Raw genomic sequence first — 18,524 nt, 5'->3', positions numbered from 1 at the left:
CTGCCATATCGCCGTTGAAAGGCGCCGTCTCCAGGGCTTCGCAAAGCGTGAAGTCCAGCTTCTCCGATGGTGCACGTGCCGGCCTCGGTCTGACCGGAGGCTCATCCTCCATGGGCGGCGCCGGTGGCGCGAGTGTCACTCCCGGGGCGGCAGGATCGTCCTCGCCGGCCGGTGGCCCGCCCGCTTGGGCGCGGCGGATGCAGCGCCGGCAGGCGCTCAGCCACGGCACCACCATGACCGCCCATGCCGTCCGCTCCGGCGACAGCCATGGTGGCGGCTCTTCCGTCTCCGTCTCCGAAAGTGACCGATCATGAGCCTGTTTAAACGCCCCGCCGCCCACTACGGCAAATCCCCCGAGCCAGAGACGCCCTATCAAAAGGCCGCTCAGGTCTGGGACGAGCGCATCGGCTCGGCCCGCGTCCAGGCGCGCAACTGGCGCTATATGGCATTCGGCTCGCTGATCCTTAGCGCCGGATTTGCCGCGGCCCTCGTTTGGCAATCGGCGCGCGGGACGGTGGTGCCCTGGGTCGTGCAGGTCGACAATCTCGGCCAGGCGCAAGCGGTCGCGCCCGCCACGGCCGACTACCGGCCGACCGATCCTCAAATCGCCTGGCACCTTGGCCGCTTCATCGAGCAGGTGCGCTCGATCCCGGCCGATCCGATCATCGTGCGGCAGAACTGGCTGCGCGCCTATGAATGGACGACCGATCGCGGGGCGGCGGCCTTGAACGATTATGCCCGCGCCAACGATCCGTTCGCCCGTGTCGGGCGCCAGCAGATCGCCGTTGAGGTATCCTCGGTTATCCGAGCCTCACCGGATTCCTTCCGCGTCGCCTGGATCGAGCGGCATTATGAAAATGGCCAGCTCTCCACCACCGAGCGTTGGACCGCGATCCTCACCATCGTGATCCAGACACCGCGCGATGCCGAACGCCTGCGTGCCAATCCGCTTGGCATCTATGTCAACGCCATCAACTGGTCGCGGGAGATGAGCCAATGATCTCCGCCATCCGTACATCCGCAAGTCCGGCTTTCCGTAAACCCGTATCGGCAGCTTTGCTGCTCGGCGCGACCCTGCTCGCGGGCTGTGCCACGAACCGAACGCCGCAGTTCAGCTACGATGCTGACGTGCCGCCGCTGCCGGCAGTCCAGGCCTCCGTTATCGATGATCGGCCGCGGCCGCTGCACACGCCGCCCGGCTGGACCGTCGCGCGCGGCGGAGAACCTGCGGACACAGCGTCCGGCCGCGTTGAAAACGCCAACGCTGCCGCGCGCGTCGAGCCGCGCCGCGCGGGCTATTACAATGCCATTCAGATCTACCCCTGGTCGCAGGGCGCGCTCTACCAGGTCTATGCCGCGCCTGGGCAGATCACCGATATTGCGCTCGAGCCGGGCGAAAGCCTGACCGGCGCGGGGCCGATTGCAGCGGGTGACACCGCCCGCTGGATTATCGGCGATACGACGAGTGGGTCGGGCAATGCCGCACAGGTTCATATTCTGGTCAAGCCGACGCGGCCGGAGATTTCGACCAATCTGGTCATCACCACCGACCGGCGCACTTATATGATCGAACTGCGGGCTCGCGAGGCGCTCTATATGCCGGCGGTGGCCTGGGCCTATCCGGCGCCGCCACCCGGGCAGCGCCAAAGCGCGCCTGCCGCGCCGATCATCCCCAAGGAAGCCGCGCGCAACTACCGCTACGGTCTGACCGGCGACAGCCCGCCATGGCGTCCTATCTCGGTCTTCGATGATGGCCGCCGCGTCTATGTCGTTTTCCCGCGCGGCATCGTGCAGGGCGAGATGCCGCCAATCTTTGTTCTTGGCGCCGATGGCGAGCCGCAGATCGTCAACAGCCGCGTCCACCACAATATCCTGATCATCGATCACCTCTTCGGTGCGGCCGAGCTTCGCCTTGGCAGCGGTGATCGCCAGCAAACGGTCCGGATCGTCCGCATCGAGCAAAGGCAAGCTGCGGCATCGTCCTCTTCTGCGACCGGAGGCGCCCCGTCATGACGGAAGCTACTACCCCCAAGGACGCCGCAGCTCCAATGCGGCTGCGCGCGGAGCCGCCCCGGGTCACCCGCCTGTCCCGCAAGATGCTCGCCGCTATCGGCGGTATCGCACTTCTCGGCATTGGCGGTGCGCTCATCTACGCGCTGCAGACGCGCGATGCCGAGCCTGGAGGCGACGAGCTCTATTTTGTCGAGAACCGTCCGACGGCAGACGGGCTATCCGAACTGCCGCGCGACTATACCGGCCCGGTTCTTGGACCGCCCTTGCCGGGTGATCTCGGCGGTCCGATCCTCGATGCCCAGAACCGGGGGCAGCCAGTCGCGCCGCCTGCAATCACAGCGCCGGCCGTCGATCCCGAGGAGCAGCGCCGTTTGGCCGAAGAAGAAGCCGCTCGCACCAGTCGTGTGTTCTTTCAGACCGCTCCTGCAACTGGAGCCACACCGAGTGCGGCTGTATCCAGCCTTGCCGGCCTCGATCTTGGGGGCCTGCCTGCCGCACAGGACAGACACACCGCTTTCCTCAATGAGCCCGTCGATCGGCAGACAGTCGCCCTCGATCGCGTCATGGCACCTGCATCGCCATACATCCTTCAGGCGGGAGCCGTGATCCCAGCGGCGATGATCACCGGTATTCGTTCCGATCTGCCGGGACAGGTCACCGCCCAGGTGACCCAGAACGTCTATGACAGCCCGACCGGTAGCCTGCTTCTGATCCCGCAGGGCACCCGCATCATCGGCGAATACGATGACGGCGTGACTTTCGGTCAGCGGCGCGTGCTGCTGGTGTGGAACAGGTTGGTCTTTCCCAATGGCCATTCGATCGTGCTGGAGCGTCAGCCCGGCGCGGACGCCGCCGGCTATGCCGGACTTGAAGACGGCGTCGACTATCATTGGTGGGATCTGATGAAGGCCGCCGGGCTCTCGACATTACTCGGCATTGGAACCGAACTCGCGACCAGCGACGAGGACCGGCTGATCCGCGCCATCCGTGACGGCGCGCAGGACACCATCAATCAGGCTGGGCAGCAGATCATCCAGCGGCAATTGCAGGTCGAGCCAACGCTCACCATCCGCCCGGGTTTTCCGGTTCGGGTAATTGTCACCCGCGACCTCGTGCTCGAGCCTTACAGGAGCTGATCATGGCGAAGTTGAAACTGGGTCCCATCGTCGAGGACAAACCCGTTAAGGTGACAGTGGCGCTGCCCGGACCGCTCCATCGAGATCTGACCGCTTATGCGGAAGTGCTGGCCCGTGAGAGCGGTCAAGCCGCGGCGGATCCGGTGAAGCTGATCGTGCCGATGCTCGAGCGGTTCATTGCCACGGATCGCGGCTTTGTCCGGGCCAGAAGGGGCTCCGCAACCACGTCCTGATCGGCGCGGTCTGAACCGAACACCGGCATTCGCGTCCCTAGTAGATTGACCTGCCCTCCAGATGAGGATAGTAACTCAACGGGTCACGTCCGTATTCCCATCGAGTCTTTGTTGCTATCGACTTTGGGATGCTTGCGATGCCGGGGGGCAAAACGGTGCTGAAATGGGGCGTAGAGCGCCGGCTCGAATTCATTGAGTTTCGTCTTTATTGGGAAGGCGGGGTCAACCGATCCGATATCGTCGAGGCCTTCGACGTCTCGGTGCCGCAAGCATCGAAAGATCTGACGCTTTATCAGGAGCGCGCCCCACAGAACGCGGTCTACGACAAAAGCGCCAAACGGTATGTGGCGAGTGAGGCATTCCAGCCCTGTTTTTTAAAGCCTGACGCAGCCCATTATCTCACGCAGCTGCGTTCTGTTGCCGAAGGCATATTGCCGGCCGCGGCGTCGTGGATCGCGCATTTCCCGCCTTACAGTGGCCCACCTGTCCCCGCGCGGGATGTCACGAACGAAACGCTGCGGGCCGTTCTCGGCGCCATTCGCGACAACCTTGCCATCGAGATCAAATATCAGTCACTTTCGCGGCCGGAGCCCCGCTGGCGCTGGATCGCGCCGCACGCCATCGGCTTAGATGGCTTTCGTTGGCACGCGCGGGCCTTCTGCTGCATCGACCAAACCTACAAGGATTTCCTCCTCGCTCGGATTGTCGAAACGCGTGCTTCCAAACCCAGTGGGGTGGAGCCCGGCACCGACACCGATTGGAACGAGGAAATCACGTTGGAGATCGGACCGCATCCCGAGCTGTCCGATACGCAGGCTAAGGTGATTGCGCTCGATTATGGCATGCGTGGCGGCAAGACGAAGATCAAGGTGCGCAGGGCGTTGCTCTATTACGCGCTGAGGCGTCTCGGGCTTGATACCGATCCGAACGCGCGAAGGCCTGAGGATCAACAGATCGTTTTGTTGAACAGGGAGGTGGTCGATGAAAATCATCGATAATACCTCTCAGCTTCTCGGAGATGATCTGAAGAGCACGATCGGGCGCGGAACACGGCTAAAAATCGCCGCGTCGTGCTTCTCGATCTATGCCTTCGAAGCGCTGAAATCAGAGCTTTCAAAGATTGATAGCCTGCAGTTCATTTTCACCGCCCCCACATTCATACCCACCGAAGCCACCGATCGCTTTCGCAAGGAGCGGCGAGAGTTTTTTATCCCAAAGTCGCGGCGGGAAAGTGGGCTTTATGGGACCGAATTTGAAATCCAGCTGCGGAACAAGCTGACGCAGCGTGCTGTGGCTCGCGAATGCGCCGAGTGGATACGCAAGAAAGCCAAATTTCGCTCGAACACCACGAAAGCGCCGATGCAGCAGTTTCTGCACGCCGCGAGCAACGATGGAGGGGTGGCCTATATGCCCATCAGCGGCTTTACGGCCGTTGATCTCGGTTATCAGAAAGGCGACGCGGTCTCGAATTTCGTGACCCGGTTCGACGACCCCAGTCACACGCAAATGTATCTCCAGCTGTTCGATCAGATTTGGTCGGATCCGGAGAAACTCAACGATGTCACCGCCGCTGTCTGCGACCATATCGCGTCGGTCTACCAAGAGAATTCGCCCGAGCGCATCTATTTCATGATGCTGTACAACATCTTTCAGGACTTCCTGGAGGACGTAGACGAGGATGTTCTGCCGAACGACCTCACTGGCTACCGCGACAGCGTGGTCTGGAACAAGCTCTTCAACTATCAGAAGGACGCGGCGACCGGCATCATCAACAAGCTTGAAACATACAACGGGTGCATCCTCGCGGACAGCGTGGGACTCGGTAAGACCTTCACCGCGCTTGCCGTCATCAAGTACTACGAACTGCGCAACCGCTCTGTTCTCGTGCTCTGCCCCAAGAAGCTTGCGGACAACTGGCGGAACTACAATACGAACCTGACCACCAACATCTTCGCCAAGGATAGGTTCAACTACGATGTCCTGTGCCACACTGACCTGTCGCGCACGACCGGCGAGTCGTTTGGCATCCCACTTAACCGCGTAAACTGGGGTAATTACGACCTGGTGGTCATCGACGAATCCCACAATTTCCGCAACAACGATGTCTACAAGGACCGCGAGACGCGCTACCAAAAGCTGATGAACAAGGTCATCCGCGCCGGCGTGAAGACCAAGGTTCTGATGCTCTCGGCGACGCCGGTCAATAACAGGTTCACTGACCTTCGTAATCAGCTTGCGCTCGCGTACGAGGGGCAGTCTGAGGCGCTCAGCAAGAATCTGAAGACACGGGCCAGCGTAGAAGAGATTTTCCGCCGGGCACAGAAGGCCTTCAATGAATGGTCTTCCCTGCCGCCAGAGGAGAGGACGGCTGCGTCGATCCTGAAGGCGCTCGACTTCGATTTTTTCGAGCTTCTGGACGCCGTCACCATCGCCCGGTCACGAAAGCACATCGAGACCTTCTACGATACGAAGGACATCGGGAAGTTTCCCCAAAGGCGCAAGCCGCTCTCTTATCATCGCCCAATCACCGAGCGGTCGGACGTGATGGGGTTCAACGACATCTTCACGCAGCTTTCGGTACTGAAGCTCGCGGTCTACGCCCCGATCAGCTACATCCTGCCCAGCCGTCTGCGGAAGTATGAGGAGATCTATGACACGCAGGTCGAGGGCGGACGCGGCAAGCTCAGACAGGCCGATCGAGAGCGCAGCCTTCAGGCGCTGATGACAACCAACCTGCTGAAACGCTTAGAGAGTTCGGTCGCCGCGTTCCGGCTCACGCTTCGGTCTCTCGGCGCCAACATCTCGCGCACGCTCGACGCGATAGGCCAGTTCGAGAAAACCGGACGAAGCGAGAGCGTCAGCGACTACCTTGCCGAAATGAGCGACTTCGACCCGGAGGACGATGACCTCTCCGGCCTCGACGAGTTCACTGTCGGAAAGAAGGTCCAGATCAGCCTAGCCGACATGGATCTGCCATCATGGAAGCACGACCTGGCTGCGGACCTCGTCCTGATCGAAGATCTGATCGCCTCGATGGAAAAGGTCAAACCGGCGGACGACGCCAAGCTCCAGCACCTGCTCGCCCTCATCAGGCATAAGGTCGACGAGCCGCTGAACCCCGGAAACAGGAAGGTTCTGGTCTTCACGGCCTTTGCCGATACAGCCAACTACCTTTTCGACAACCTGGCGCCCTTCGCCGCACAGCTCGGGCTGCATGTCGGCAAGGTCACCGGGTCGGACGCGCCCAAGACGACGCTCAAGAAGCCCTACGACTTCCAGAGCGTTCTGACGCTGTTCTCTCCGCGGTCGAAGGAAAAGGCCATCGTCCTGCCGAACGAGCCAGGAGAGCTGGACATCCTTATCGGCACCGACTGCATCTCGGAAGGCCAGAACCTTCAGGACTGCGATTTCCTGGTCAACTACGACATCCACTGGAACCCGGTGCGCATCATCCAGAGGTTCGGGCGGATTGACCGTATCGGCTCCCCGAACAGCCAGATCCAGCTTGTCAACTACTGGCCCGACATCACGCTCGACGAATACATCAACCTCAAGGAACGCGTCGAGAACCGGATGGTGATCACAGACATCACGGCCACTGGTGATGACAATGTGCTTACTGCCAAGTCGAGTGACATCGCTTATCGCAAGGAGCAGCTCAAGCGGCTCCAGGAGGAGGTCATCGAGCTCGAGGATGTGAAAGCCGGCATCTCGATCACGGATCTCGGGCTTAATGATTTCCGGATGGACTTGCTCAACTACGTCAAGGAGCATGGCGAGCTCGACAACGTGCCTTTCGGCATGCACGCCGTTGTTCCCGCTCAGCCCGAGCTGGGCCTGCTGCCAGGCGTCATCTTCGCGCTGAAGAACATCCACGAGAGCGTGAACGTCAACCAGCAGAACCGGCTACACCCTTACTACCTGGTCTACATCGGCGACGACGGCCAAATCGTTGCCGACCACACCGAGGTAAAGCGCCTGCTCGACCTGATCCGGTCCAATTGCAAGGGGCGGAACGAGCCAGTCCACGACGTCTGCCGTATCTTTAACGAACGCACGGATGACGGGCGCAACATGGGCCGCTATTCCGACCTGCTGTCCAGCGCGATCCGATCGATGATCGAGGTGAAGGAAGAGAAGGACATCGATAGCCTGTTCAGCGGCGGGCGAACCACGGCGCTGACCCACACCATCAAGGGGCTGGACGATTTCGAGCTGATCGCCTTCCTGGTCATCGAAGGGGGTGGCGCATGACACTCTACGACTGGCCCCGCGCCGCAGCCTTCGGGCGCGTGATCCCCAAGACCAAGATCTACGAGCACGCCGGGACGAACACGGGCCTCAAGGAGCTCTTCGTGCGCGAGGTGGACCAGATCGTCTGGTCGCACAAGCTGGCGCCCGAGACGGTCAATCTGACGGCGACGAAGCAGGTGGCCGAGATACAGGTCTTCCGCATCACCGCGCGCACCGCGACGCTCGACCGTGATGTGCTGCGCGCCATCGACAAGGCCATCCCCTTTCCGCTGATCTTTGAGTTGGCCCATGGCGGCCGCGTCAGGCTGGCTGCGGCCTACAAAAGGCCGAGCGAGGCCGACAGCGCCCGCTGGGTGGTGGGCGACCATTTCCACGGCGACTGGCTGCCCGAGGATTCGCCGCGCACTCCGCTTCCCGTGGCGCTGAACATGGGCGCGCTGTACGAGCGGCTGCTGGCCGGTCAGACGGCCCGGTTGATCCCCGGCATGGGTGAGGCGCCGCAGACGCCCTTCGCCCCTGCCGAGGCGGAGCGCCCCGTGTCGCTGGAAGAGCGCATCGCGCAGGCCGAGGCGATTCAGCACCAAGTGCGTGAGGTAGAGCGGATCAAGGCGCGGCTGGCGCGCGAGAAGCAATTCAACAAGCGCGTGGCGATCAATGCCGAGCTGCGCGCTGCCAAAGAGAAACTGGAGCGGCTGACGGCGGGAAACCGCAGCGCCGCCGCGACGAAGTGAGAAGACGAGCATGGAAAAGCTGAAGATGCACAGCCCTGACCTGAGCCAGGAGAACATCGCGAAGATCCGTGAGCTGTTTCCCGGCTGCGTGACCGAGGCGCGGGACGAGAAGACGGGCAAGCTGCGTCTGGCGGTGGACTTCGATCAGCTGCGTCAGGAATTGAGTGATCACATCGTGGAGGGGCCGCAGGAGCGGTATCGGTTAGATTGGCCGGGGAAGCGGGAGGCATTGGCGCTGGCAAACGCGCCGATTGCTAAGACATTGCGCCCGTATCGCGAGGAAAGCGTGGATTTCGAGAACACTAAGAACCTTTTCATCGAGGGCGACAATCTCGACGTGCTCAAGACCCTACAAGAGTCGTATTTAGGTCGCATCGACTTCATATACATCGATCCACCGTACAACACGGGAAGTGATCTGATTTACATGGACAAATTTCAGAAGTCTTCATCCAGCTTCTATTTGGAGACAGCCCAGGAAACGGATGAAGGTAAGTCGCTAGTCGCCAACAAAGAATCTAGTGGCCGATTTCATTCAGATTGGCTCAAGATGATATATCCGCGCCTCAAGATTTCAAGGAACTTTCTATCTGATGATGGTGCAATCTTCATCAGCATTGGAGAGGATGAAATCGATAATCTTCGAAAGATATGTGATGAGATTTTTGGTAGTAAGAACTTTGTTTCGCAAGTGACGCGTGTAGCAAAAAGAACATCTGATAAAGGAACACACTTTAGACCAACCAAGGACTATATTCTTGTGTATGCGAAGAATATCGAATTTCTCCCGGAATTCGGAATACCGAAGGAAAGAGAAGAGGAAGACTATAAGTTCATAGATGAGGACGGTAGAAAATACAAGAAAAGCGGTGCGTCGCTTTACCAGCCGTCTCTAGATTCTCGACCTAATCAAAGGTATTATATTGAAGCCCCAGATGGCAGCTTGATTATCCCACCTGGAGAGACATTCCCGAACGAAAAGAGAGATGGCTTATCCCTCTAGCTCCGGTTTAACCATATCTAGTGGTTTCAATCGCATCGCCTCCCCTGCCGTGCTAGATGCCCATGCATGGGCCATCAGCAGGTTTTCCGCTGGAAGAACGACCGTCCGCCATCGCTGGAACAGTTCCAGACGATGTTCCCCGACGACTGGTCATGTGCTGCCTACCTGGCCAGGAAACGGTGGCCCGATGGGTTCGTCTGCCCTGACTGCGGCTGCAAGAAGGGCTGGAAGCTAAGAGGCAAACCTTGGGTTTGGGAGTGCGCAGGCCAGTTGCCCGACAACGATGGCGTTTTCGTGCGCTGCCGCAAGCAGACATCCGTGATCGCGGGCACGGTGATGCACAAGACGCACTTGCCTCTGCGGACATGGTTTCTGGCGGCACATCTGGTGTCGACGCACTCCAACGGGATCTCCGCGCTGCAGCTCCAGGGGAAGCTCGGGATTGGCTCCTACAAGACAGCGTGGCTGCTCCTCCACAAATTGCGCAGGGCGATGGTGGATCCCAATAGGGAACCGCTCGGAGGTGAGGACGAGGTGGTCCAAGTCGACGAGACACAGATGCCATTCCGCCGCAAAACCGATCCGATCGACAACGACGGCCGAGGCAGGAGCAAGATCGGAAAGATCATGATCGCCGGGGCCGTGGAATGTCTGGACTACGGCAAGATGGGCCGCATCCGGCTCGAGGTGATCGAAGGATGGGGTCGCGCCGAACTGCATCCCTTTGTGCTGCGCAACACGCGAGAAGGCACTATCATTATGACCGACGGGAACACGGCCTATCGCCGGATTCCGGGTCGTCTGCACGACGAAAACGTACTGCCGAAATACATCCCAGCGCATATAGTCCTGAAACAAATTCACCGCGTCTTCTCGAACTTGAAGCGCTGGGCGATGGGCGTGTATCACGGCCTTCGGCCTGACCATGCCAATGTCTATCTCCAGGAATTCGTCTATCGCTTCAACCGCCGAAGGCATTATCGATCCTCGTTCGACCGTCTGCTAGGGCTCGGGATGGCAATGCAGCCGCAGCCCTACGAGGACATAATCGCCAACAGGTTCCTCTACATGGTCAAAAAGTGGCTGCGGCAACGGCCGCGATCTTCGGCGGACAAGCAGCGCCTTCTTGTTGGGCTAATAGAGCGGGGGTTCCGCCTCAAGGAGGCCCAGGAGATCGTCGACATCGAGCCGCGGGAGCGGCGGCGTTACCGCAAAAGACGTCCGCCTCGCCCTGTCCTTGCCCGCGAACGGTCAGCGTTCGTTTTCGATCCTTATTTCGATGCCGCTGCAGGTACGGGCAGGGTGTCTGCAACTATGTGACGGCCGCATCTCGGCAGCGTCCTTGCCGAACTCGATCCGCGTATCAAGCAAATCTGTGAAGTCGACACGAAATCGGCGGGGTCACCGACCGAATCGCCTTAAGCTGCAATTTCATTCAAAGAATTAGATCGCTTCCAAAGCACAACATGTAGTGGTTCCGGAGCTAACGGGATAAGCCATAAAGAGAGATGGGTCCAAGGTAAAGCCAAAGTCTAATAAGGACAAGGTTTGGAGGTGGTCGGTGGACACCTACCTCAAGCAAAAGGACTTGCTCATTTTCACTGAAGGGTCGGACCGAAACCCGCTTCTCGACGAAAATGGAAATCAGTCGAGGTGGAACATTTATCCGAAGGTCTACTTTGATGAGGATGCCGAGTCCACACTTCACCCTGAAGACATAATTTACGAATTTCCAAACTCACAAGGCACAAAAGAACTGAACGCGTTAGAGATTCCGTTTAGCTTCGCAAAGCCAACAGGACTCCTAAAGTTTCTTATTAAACTAAAGCGATCAAAACATACGCGCGTTATGGACTTCTTTGCAGGCTCTGCAACAACCGCACATGCAGCTATGGACTTAAACGCCGAGGACGGTGGCAACAGATCATTCATAATGATCCAGTGGCCAGAACCGTGCGATGAAAAGTCGGAAGCTGCACAATCGGGCTATCGTGATATCGCTGAGATCGCGAAAGAACGCATCCGCCGCGCTGGCAAGAAAATCCTCGAAGGCGAGTGCCATCCCGACTGGAACCGCGATGTCGGCTTCCGGGTGCTCAAGGTCGACACGTCCAACATGAAGGACGTCTACTACCGGCCGGATGAGCTGAAGCAATCCGACCTGCTCGACATGGTCGACAACGTGAAGGAAGGCCGAACGGCCGAGGACCTGCTGTTCCAAGTACTGGTCGATTGGGGCGTGGACCTGACGCTGCCCATCCGCCGCGAGACGGTGCAGGGCAAGTCCGTGTTCTTCGTCGACGACAACGCCCTTGTCGCCTGCTTCGACCGCGGCATCACCGAGGATCTGGTGAAGGAGCTGGCAGGTCACGAGCCGCTGCGCGTCGTCTTCCGGGACAACGGCTTCGTCTCGGACGCGGTGAAGATCAACGTCGAACAGATCTTCCGCCAGCTCTCGCCCACCACCGACGTCAAGTCGATCTGAGGCCGGTCATGAAGCTCAAGTTCAAGGTCCAGCCCTATCAGACCAATGCCGTCAACGACGTGGTCGACTGCTTCGCCGGTCAGCCCATGACCTCTGGCCTGACCTACCGCATCGACCCCGGCCGCAAGGCGCAGGCCAGCGCCTTCGAGGAAGGTTTCAAGAACGCCGACCTCGCCCTGACCGACGTTCAGATCCTGGAGAACATCCAGAAGGTCCAGCGGCGCCAGAATCTGCCCGTCTCACAATCGCTGACGGATTTCACCACCTTCAACGCCCGGGGCGAGCGTGTGCCCGTCGCGGCCAGCTACAAGCGCGACGCGCTGGCTGCGAGCCGCGTGCACCTCGATGTCGAGATGGAGACCGGCACGGGCAAGACCTATTGCTACATCAAGACCATCTTCGAGATGAACAAGCGCTATGGCTGGTCGAAGTTCATCATCATGGTGCCGTCAATCGCCATTCGCGAAGGGGTCTATAAATCGCTGCAGATCACGGCCGAGCACTTCACCGAGAGCTACGGCAAGAAGGCGCGGTTCTTCATCTACAACTCCAAACGCCTGCACGAGCTGGAGAGCTTTTCGTCCGACGCCGGCATCAACGTGATGGTGATCAACATCCAGGCGTTCAGCGCGCGCGGGGCCGACAACCGGCGCATCTACGAGGAGCTGGACGACTTCCAGTCGCGCAAGCCCATCGACGTGATCGCCTCCAACCGGCCGATTCTGATCCTGGACGAGCCGCAGAAGATGGAAGGCGCGGCGACCATGGAGGCGTTGCCGAAATTCAAGCCGCTATTCATCCTGCGCTACTCCGCGACCCACCGCACCCAGCACAACCGCGTTCACCGGCTGGACGCGCTGGACGCCTATAACCAGAAGCTGGTCAAGAAGATCGCGGTGCGCGGCATCCAGACCCGCGGGCTGGCCGGCACCAACGCCTATCTCTATCTCGAAGGCATCGACATCTCGAAGAAGGCGCCCGTGGCACGGATCGAGATGGAGGTGAAGCTGAAGTCGGGCGAGATCAAGCGCCAGCTTCGGCGGCTCGAGTTCCGCGACGACCTGTTTGTGGAGTCGGGCGAGCTGGACCAGTATCGCGGGTTCACGATCAGCCAGATCGACGCCGTCAACGACACGGTCGAATTCACGAATGGCGAAGTGTTGCGCGCTGGTGAGGCGAACGGCGATGTCTCCGAGCGCGACATCCGCCGCATCCAGATCCGTGAGACGATCAAGGCGCATCTGGACAAGGAAAAGCAGCTCTTCGCACAGGGCATTAAGGTGCTGTCGCTGTTCTTCATCGACGAGGTTGTGAAGTACCGCGACTACGACGAAGCCGACGAGAAGGGCGAGTATGCGCGGGTCTTCGAGGAAGAGTACGCGCTGCTGAAGGACGAATACCTGTCCGAGCTGGCAATCGATAATGAGGCCTACCGGGCCTATCTGGCCGGGATCGATGCGGCGAAGACCCACAATGGTTACTTCTCGATCGACAAAAAGACCAATCGCCTGAAGGACCCGGCCGTCGGCGCCAGGTCGGTGGATTCAGACGATGTGGATGCCTACGACCTGATCCTGAAAGACAAGGAGCGACTGCTCTCGTTTGCGGAGCCGACCCGCTTCATTTTCTCCCACTCGGCTCTTCGGGAAGGCTGGGACAACCCGAATGTCTTCGTGATGTGCATGCTCAAGCACAGTGACAACACCATTTCTCGCCGCCAGGAAGTCGGGCGCGGCCTTCGGCTGAGCGTTGACCAGCATGGAGACCGGATGGACCATCCGGCCGTCGTGCACGACATCAACGTGCTGACCGTGGTGGCGAGCGAAAGCTACAAGAATTTCGTTGCGGGCCTGCAGAAGGAGATTGCCGAAACCCTGTCGTCGCGTCCGCGGCAGGCGACGGAGGCTTATTTCACCGGCAAGACGATCACGACCGAACAAGGTCCGGTCGAGGTGAGCGCCGCAATGGCCAAGCAGATCTACCGCTATCTGGTGAAGAACGACTACACCGATGATGCCGACCAGATCGCCGACGCCTATCACCAGGCCAAAGCGGCTGGAACATTGGCTGAGCTACCCGACGAGCTGAAGCCTCACGCCGAGCAGGTATTCGGGCTCATTGATGGTGTCTTCAGCGACTCTCAGCTTCCGGACATCGGCGATGGCCGCAAGCCCAAGACCAATCCGCTCAATGCAAACTTCGAGAAGAAGGAATTCCAGGAGCTATGGAAGCGGATCAATCGCAAGGCGGTCTATCGGGTCGAATTCGATTCTGCGGAGTTGATCCGCAAGTGCGTCAGCGCGCTGGATAGCCAGCTGCGGGTTACTCCGCTGCAATACACCGTTCAGGTTGGTGTGCAGAATGACGGTTTGACCGACGATCAGCTTCGCGGGGGTGATGGTTTTACCGTCACGAACACGACTACCCAGCAGGGGGACTCGATCCACTCTCTGGTGAAGTACGACCTCGTCGGGAAGCTGGCTGAAAACGCGCAGCTGACACGAGACACCGCCGCGACCATCCTTGGCCAAATCGAGGCTGCGGTTTTCGGGCAGTTCAAGAGCAACCCCGAGCACTTCATCTCCGAAGCTTCGCGCATCATCGCCGAACAGAAGGCCGCCATGGTGATCGAGCGTCTGGCCTATGACGAAGTCGACGAAAAGTACGATGTCGACATCTTCACCGCCAACCAGACCGGGCAGGATTTCTCGCGCGCCACGGCGAAGCTCAAGAATCATGTCTATGATTACGCGATCACAGACTCGGATGTGGAACGGGCTTTCGTCAAAGAGCTCGATACGAGCAGCGAAGTCGTCGTCTACGCCAAGTTGCCGCGCGGTTTCCTGATCCCAACCCCCGTAGGCGATTACAATCCTGACTGGGCTCTTTCGTTCAGGGCCGGCAGCGTCAGGCACATCTACTTCGTCGCGGAAACGAAGGGCACGATGTCGTCCATGAAGATGCGGGAGATCGAGAACACGAAGATTGCGTGTGCCCGCAAGTTCTTCGATGAGATCAGCCGGCAGGTGACTGAAGATCGCGTCAAATATGACGTTGTTACCGACTATGGGAAGTTGATGGAGGTCGTGGGCGTTACTGCATGACAAATGGGGGCGGGGTGGGTTCTCGCGCATTAAAGTTGGTGGCCTGACCGACTCATGGCGATTACCCGACAATCCATACAGACTGCTTTGGAAGCAGAACGTCGTCTCACTCAAAAGGGCGGGGGCTTGGAGATTGCCTCCGTTTTCTGGGAGGAGCACTATCTGGTTTTGAGCGTCAAGCCGCTCAAAGGCCGTAACCGTGTCGCCATTGACGAAGCCTTGGAAGGCGTGCGTGTTAAATGGGGTGCGGAACTTGAATATGCAGGCGTGATCAAGGTCGTCGATGCGGACCTCGAGCGCATCATCGTGTTGCCGGCGTCCGGCGGGCAGCCCAATATCGGCGACACACTTTGGTTGTTCCCCGGAGATTTTCTTGGCCCGCTTATCGATATGTGGGGCGGGGAAATGGGCAAGCTGGCGGCGAAGCGATTGCGCCAGTCCAAAGAAGAAACCGAACCGCTTCAGCAAATTCGTCCGCTTGGTCCTGAATTCGACGAGCTGCGCGAGCGGCAGAAAACTGCCGTTCAAAATGCCGCATACCGGTGCTCGGTGGTGATTGGCCCGCCCGGAACCGGCAAGACGTTTACGGTTGGCGCGCTGGGCACTTATCTTCTGCGGCGGTTCAGCAAAGCGCGCCTATTGGTCATCGGGCCGACCAACGTGGCGGTGGACACGGCTCTTTTGTCTATCGATGACTGGTTGACCAAAACCGGGCGCCCCGACATCGCCAAGCAGATGAAGCGGGTCGGCGCGCATTTCGATCCGCGCAAATATGTTGACCGTCCCCATCTTCTGGCCGCCGGACTGGACCAGAAAGTCACGGAATTTCTGCTTTTGGAGGCATCCGAACCATCAAAAAGCAAGATTGCCGAATATGTCCGATGGAAGGATCGCTTGGCGGCCGCACGCAAGGAGCTTGGCGCGGATATCGAAAGCGTCGCCCATAGCGCCCGTGTTGTAGGGATCACTGTCGCCACGGCGATCAAGTGGCATCATGTCTTGAGGGCCGCAGGGCCATGGCCGTTCGTCATCTGCGACGAAGCCAGTCAGATAATAGGGCCGGCGGCCCTCATGGTTCCGGCACTGGGGCAGCAAACGATTTTTGCCGGCGATCCCAAGCAGCTTTCGCCGATTGTCCAGTCTGACGGTCAGGTCCATCGGAATCTGCTCGCAAAGACTGCCTTTGATCTATTTGCCCATGCGCCCACCACGTTTCTGAACGAACAGTCCCGTATGGCCATGGGGATCTGCCATGCGGTGAGCAGAACCTTCTACAAAGGTGAGTTGACGGTTTGCCGCAAGGCCCAACGGGACAAGGCCTGGAAGGTGTATCGCAGTCCGTATTACGTGAACGGGCGTGAAGTTCCGCGCGTGTGTTTCGAGCAAGTGTCGGAGCCCTACCAGTACTCGCAGAATTACGGCGGCTTCATCCGTTTTCAGTCGGCCAAAATGGTCGAGACGATTATTGATCATCTTACGGGCTCTTACATTGAAGCGGATGACGTTCTCATCCTCACGCCTTTCCGTGCGCAACGGACCCTGATCAGGAGTTTTCTGAAACGCCGGCACCCGACGATCTCCGTCAGTACAGTCCATCGCGCGCAGGGAAGCGAGCGCAAGGTGATCATTTTTGATCCGGTCGACGCAACGTCCAGTTTTCTCCGTGGGAAGGAAGGTGATCGGCTAATCAATGTGGCGATCTCACGCGCCCAAGCCCACGTGATCATCCCCTATCATGCGTCCGAACTTACCAATCCGACGATTTCTCGCCTCCAGCATATTTCCTCAGGCATCTTCCAGACCAGCGGCCGATATATGCGGCCGTTCTCCTTTGCGACTGCTGGATAAGGCTGCGAACGATCCGCTCCACCGATGCCTTGCTGGCTATCAAGGAATGACCGGATAAAAGGGCTTGCCCCAGTCTTTGTCGGGATTGTCCATCATCAGATCGGTGAAGACCGGCATCAGGAAGCCGAGGATCGCGGCGCCATCGCGGACCTGGGTGCGGTTGATGCCGCTGTTCCAGGTCGAGCCGCCATGAACGAGCTGGTTGCGCAGCACGTATAGCCGGTCGAAGACGAAGCTGAGCACGCGCTTGGTGTCACCGCTCTGGATGGCCTGCGCGAAGGCGCGCGAGGAGGCCTTGAAACGCTCTTCCCAATCCTCGAAGCCGGCAATGCCGTTATGGTGCCTGCCAGAACGGATTGAAGACGTAGCGGTTCTCCATCAGCAGCCGCACCGGTCCGGAAAAGCGCTGCCAGATCGCCCCATAGATACGACGCTGCTCGTCGAGCGCGATCAACTTTCCGAAGAAATCGGCGAAGGCGGCGCGTTCGCCCGGCTGGATGGTCTGGAATTCGCCCTCGTCGGCATAAGCGGCGTTGAACGCGATCCATAGGAAGATGAATTTGGCGTCGTTGTCGGTCCCGCAGGTCTCGGCGCGGCCGATCCAGCTGATAGCGCGATGTACGCGCAGACCCATCGTTTGCGGAAAGCCTTCGCGGATCGCGCGCTGCTTGGTTTTCAGTTCTGCATGGGTGAGGCCCGTCTTTGTGGTCATTCGGCTTCGTTCCTGTTGCCTTATGGCAGGGCGCCAAAATCGCTCCTGCGGTGATTTTCGACCAGCGTGCGCAGCTCCTCGGGCGCGATAACCTCGACCGCATCGCCCCATTGATAGAGATGCCACGCCATCTCGAGCCAGCCTGCCGCATGAAAGCGCACGATGAGCCCGCCATCCTCTTGCACCTCAACGGTTTGCTTTGGGTGAAAGCAGAACTCGGCCGCCCTTGCTGCGGCGTGCGGCGCAAACCGCCAGATGACCTCGTCATATTGCGCCGGGTCCTGATAGACGCCGAAGGATTGCGCCGCATAGTCCTCCAGCGAAAAGCCGGGCATCAGGCTGAAGCTCTCATCCAGGGGCTGGGCGCTCAGGATCTGGTCCATCCGGAAGTTCAACATGTCTTCGCCGCGAGCCGGCTGGCGCGCCACCAGATAGCTGCGATGGCCCAGCAGAAGCCCGTGCGGCTCGATGATCCGTTCAGGCGCATTCTCGTCGCGGTAGCGCAGCCGCAGACGAAACGGGCCGCGCAGTCCCTCGATCACGGCATCGAGCACCGCCGGGGCAAGATTGACGCGCGGGCCGGGGCGCGTCACCGAACCCATCGCCAACAGGACCGCCTCAACGTCGGCTTCGGTGCGCAGCGCATCCTTTGGTGTCAGCCGCGCGAGCAATCCATCGCGTATGTCTTCAAGTGCCGCCGCGTGGCGTAGCCGGCCATCGCCGCGCGCCGTTCGTCCGGCAATCTCCAGCGCTTCGACCGCCGTTTCCTGGCGGGTCTGAAGCCGGTCGAGCATTGGGTCGGCAACACGCCAGCGCCGCCGACGGTCGTCACCATCCACCGCTTCGACATTGGTGAATACAGTCTCCAGCGCATCGGTCATGCGCTGCGCCGTGCGATGCGAAATGCCGAATTCCTCGCAGATCTCATCGAGGCCGATGCCCATCCGCCGCGTGGCGGCCAGACGCGCCAGCCTGATCAGGTCCTGAGCCTTGGCGAACGACATG

15 protein-coding genes and 3 pseudogenes are annotated in these 18,524 nt (G+C 59.6%); 14 read left to right on the top strand and 4 right to left on the bottom strand.

The genetic code is table 11. The features are described from left to right. The 6 genes and pseudogenes from L610_RS20475 to L610_RS06630 all read left to right on the top strand — a co-directional run. Positions 1-314 (top strand): annotated as a pseudogene (locus L610_RS20475) (P-type conjugative transfer protein TrbL); the annotation flags it as partial. Continuing rightward, a complete protein-coding gene (gene trbF, locus L610_RS06650) occupies positions 311-1,000 on the top strand; it encodes a conjugal transfer protein TrbF (RefSeq protein WP_144703653.1) in 690 nt (229 codons plus the stop codon). The pseudogene L610_RS20475 and the gene trbF, both read left to right, overlap by 4 nt. Further along, positions 997-2,013, top strand: a complete 1,017-nt coding sequence (gene trbG / locus L610_RS06645) for a P-type conjugative transfer protein TrbG (RefSeq protein ID WP_144703650.1) — start codon at positions 997-999, stop codon at positions 2,011-2,013. Before trbF ends, trbG begins: the two co-directional genes overlap by 4 nt. Beyond that, positions 2,010-3,149 carry a TrbI/VirB10 family protein gene (locus L610_RS06640; protein ID WP_144703647.1) on the top strand — a complete coding sequence of 380 codons (1,140 nt, stop codon included), beginning with the start codon at positions 2,010-2,012 and terminating at the stop codon, positions 3,147-3,149. Before trbG ends, L610_RS06640 begins: the two co-directional genes overlap by 4 nt. 2 nt (positions 3,150-3,151) lie before the next feature. Next, entirely contained in the window at positions 3,152-3,382 is a 231-nt protein-coding gene (locus L610_RS06635; protein WP_144703644.1) for a DUF2274 domain-containing protein, read from the top strand. Positions 3,383-3,519: 137 nt separating this feature from the next. After that, positions 3,520-4,380 (top strand): WYL domain-containing protein, encoded by an 861-nt coding sequence (locus L610_RS06630; protein ID WP_144703641.1) that lies wholly within the window; start codon positions 3,520-3,522, stop codon positions 4,378-4,380. 115 nt (positions 4,381-4,495) lie between these two features. Here the strand turns inward: L610_RS06630 and L610_RS20470 are convergent, their stop codons facing one another. Continuing rightward, positions 4,496-4,882 carry a hypothetical protein gene (locus L610_RS20470; protein WP_246658944.1) on the bottom strand — a complete coding sequence of 129 codons (387 nt, stop codon included), beginning with the start codon at positions 4,880-4,882 and terminating at the stop codon, positions 4,496-4,498. A gap of 6 nt (positions 4,883-4,888) precedes the next feature. On the opposite strand from L610_RS20470, the gene L610_RS06625 reads away from it, so the two are divergent. The 8 genes and pseudogenes from L610_RS06625 to L610_RS06595 all read left to right on the top strand — a co-directional run bounded on the left by L610_RS06625 (position 4,889) and on the right by L610_RS06595 (position 16,807). Beyond that, on the top strand, positions 4,889-7,636 hold the full coding sequence (locus L610_RS06625) for a DEAD/DEAH box helicase (protein WP_246658943.1): 2,748 nt from the start codon (positions 4,889-4,891) through the stop codon (positions 7,634-7,636). After that, positions 7,633-8,367, top strand: a complete 735-nt coding sequence (locus L610_RS06620; RefSeq protein ID WP_144703635.1) for a DUF4391 domain-containing protein — start codon at positions 7,633-7,635, stop codon at positions 8,365-8,367. The genes L610_RS06625 and L610_RS06620 overlap by 4 nt, the downstream gene beginning before the upstream one ends. Positions 8,368-8,377: 10 nt before the next feature. Beyond that, the gene (locus L610_RS06615) at positions 8,378-9,370 is read left to right on the top strand and encodes a site-specific DNA-methyltransferase (protein WP_144703632.1); all 993 of its coding nucleotides are present in this window, start codon (positions 8,378-8,380) and stop codon (positions 9,368-9,370) included. Between the two features lie 66 nt (positions 9,371-9,436). Beyond that, a pseudogene (locus tag L610_RS06610) lies at positions 9,437-10,423 on the top strand (IS1595 family transposase); the annotation flags it as partial. A gap of 508 nt (positions 10,424-10,931) precedes the next feature. Then, positions 10,932-11,294, top strand: a pseudogene (locus L610_RS20465) (DNA methyltransferase); the annotation flags it as partial. Between the two features lie 9 nt (positions 11,295-11,303). Next, positions 11,304-11,855, top strand: a complete 552-nt coding sequence (locus L610_RS20460) for a hypothetical protein (RefSeq protein ID WP_246658948.1) — start codon at positions 11,304-11,306, stop codon at positions 11,853-11,855. Positions 11,856-11,863: 8 nt separating this feature from the next. After that, positions 11,864-14,959 (top strand): type III restriction-modification system endonuclease, encoded by a 3,096-nt coding sequence (locus L610_RS06600; RefSeq protein WP_144703626.1) that lies wholly within the window; start codon positions 11,864-11,866, stop codon positions 14,957-14,959. Between the two features lie 54 nt (positions 14,960-15,013). Beyond that, positions 15,014-16,807 (top strand): DEAD/DEAH box helicase, encoded by a 1,794-nt coding sequence (locus L610_RS06595; RefSeq protein WP_144703623.1) that lies wholly within the window; start codon positions 15,014-15,016, stop codon positions 16,805-16,807. 39 nt (positions 16,808-16,846) lie between these two features. On the opposite strand, the gene L610_RS20325 is transcribed toward L610_RS06595, so the two are convergent. From L610_RS20325 to L610_RS06585, 3 genes are all read right to left on the bottom strand, one after another. Beyond that, positions 16,847-17,050, bottom strand: a complete 204-nt coding sequence (locus L610_RS20325) for a hypothetical protein (protein WP_210245999.1) — start codon at positions 17,048-17,050, stop codon at positions 16,847-16,849. A 91-nt stretch (positions 17,051-17,141) separates the two neighbouring features. Then, a complete protein-coding gene (locus L610_RS20320) occupies positions 17,142-17,519 on the bottom strand; it encodes a HEPN domain-containing protein (protein WP_210245998.1) in 378 nt (125 codons plus the stop codon). A 20-nt stretch (positions 17,520-17,539) separates the two neighbouring features. Beyond that, entirely contained in the window at positions 17,540-18,523 is a 984-nt protein-coding gene (locus L610_RS06585) for a YafY family protein (RefSeq protein WP_144703620.1), read from the bottom strand. Position 18,524 lies beyond the last annotated feature (1 nt).

Source organism: Aminobacter sp. J44 (assembly GCF_007829415.1).
Classification (GTDB): domain Bacteria; phylum Pseudomonadota; class Alphaproteobacteria; order Rhizobiales; family Rhizobiaceae; genus Aerobium.
This window is presented reverse-complemented; position numbering and strand designations above follow the sequence as displayed.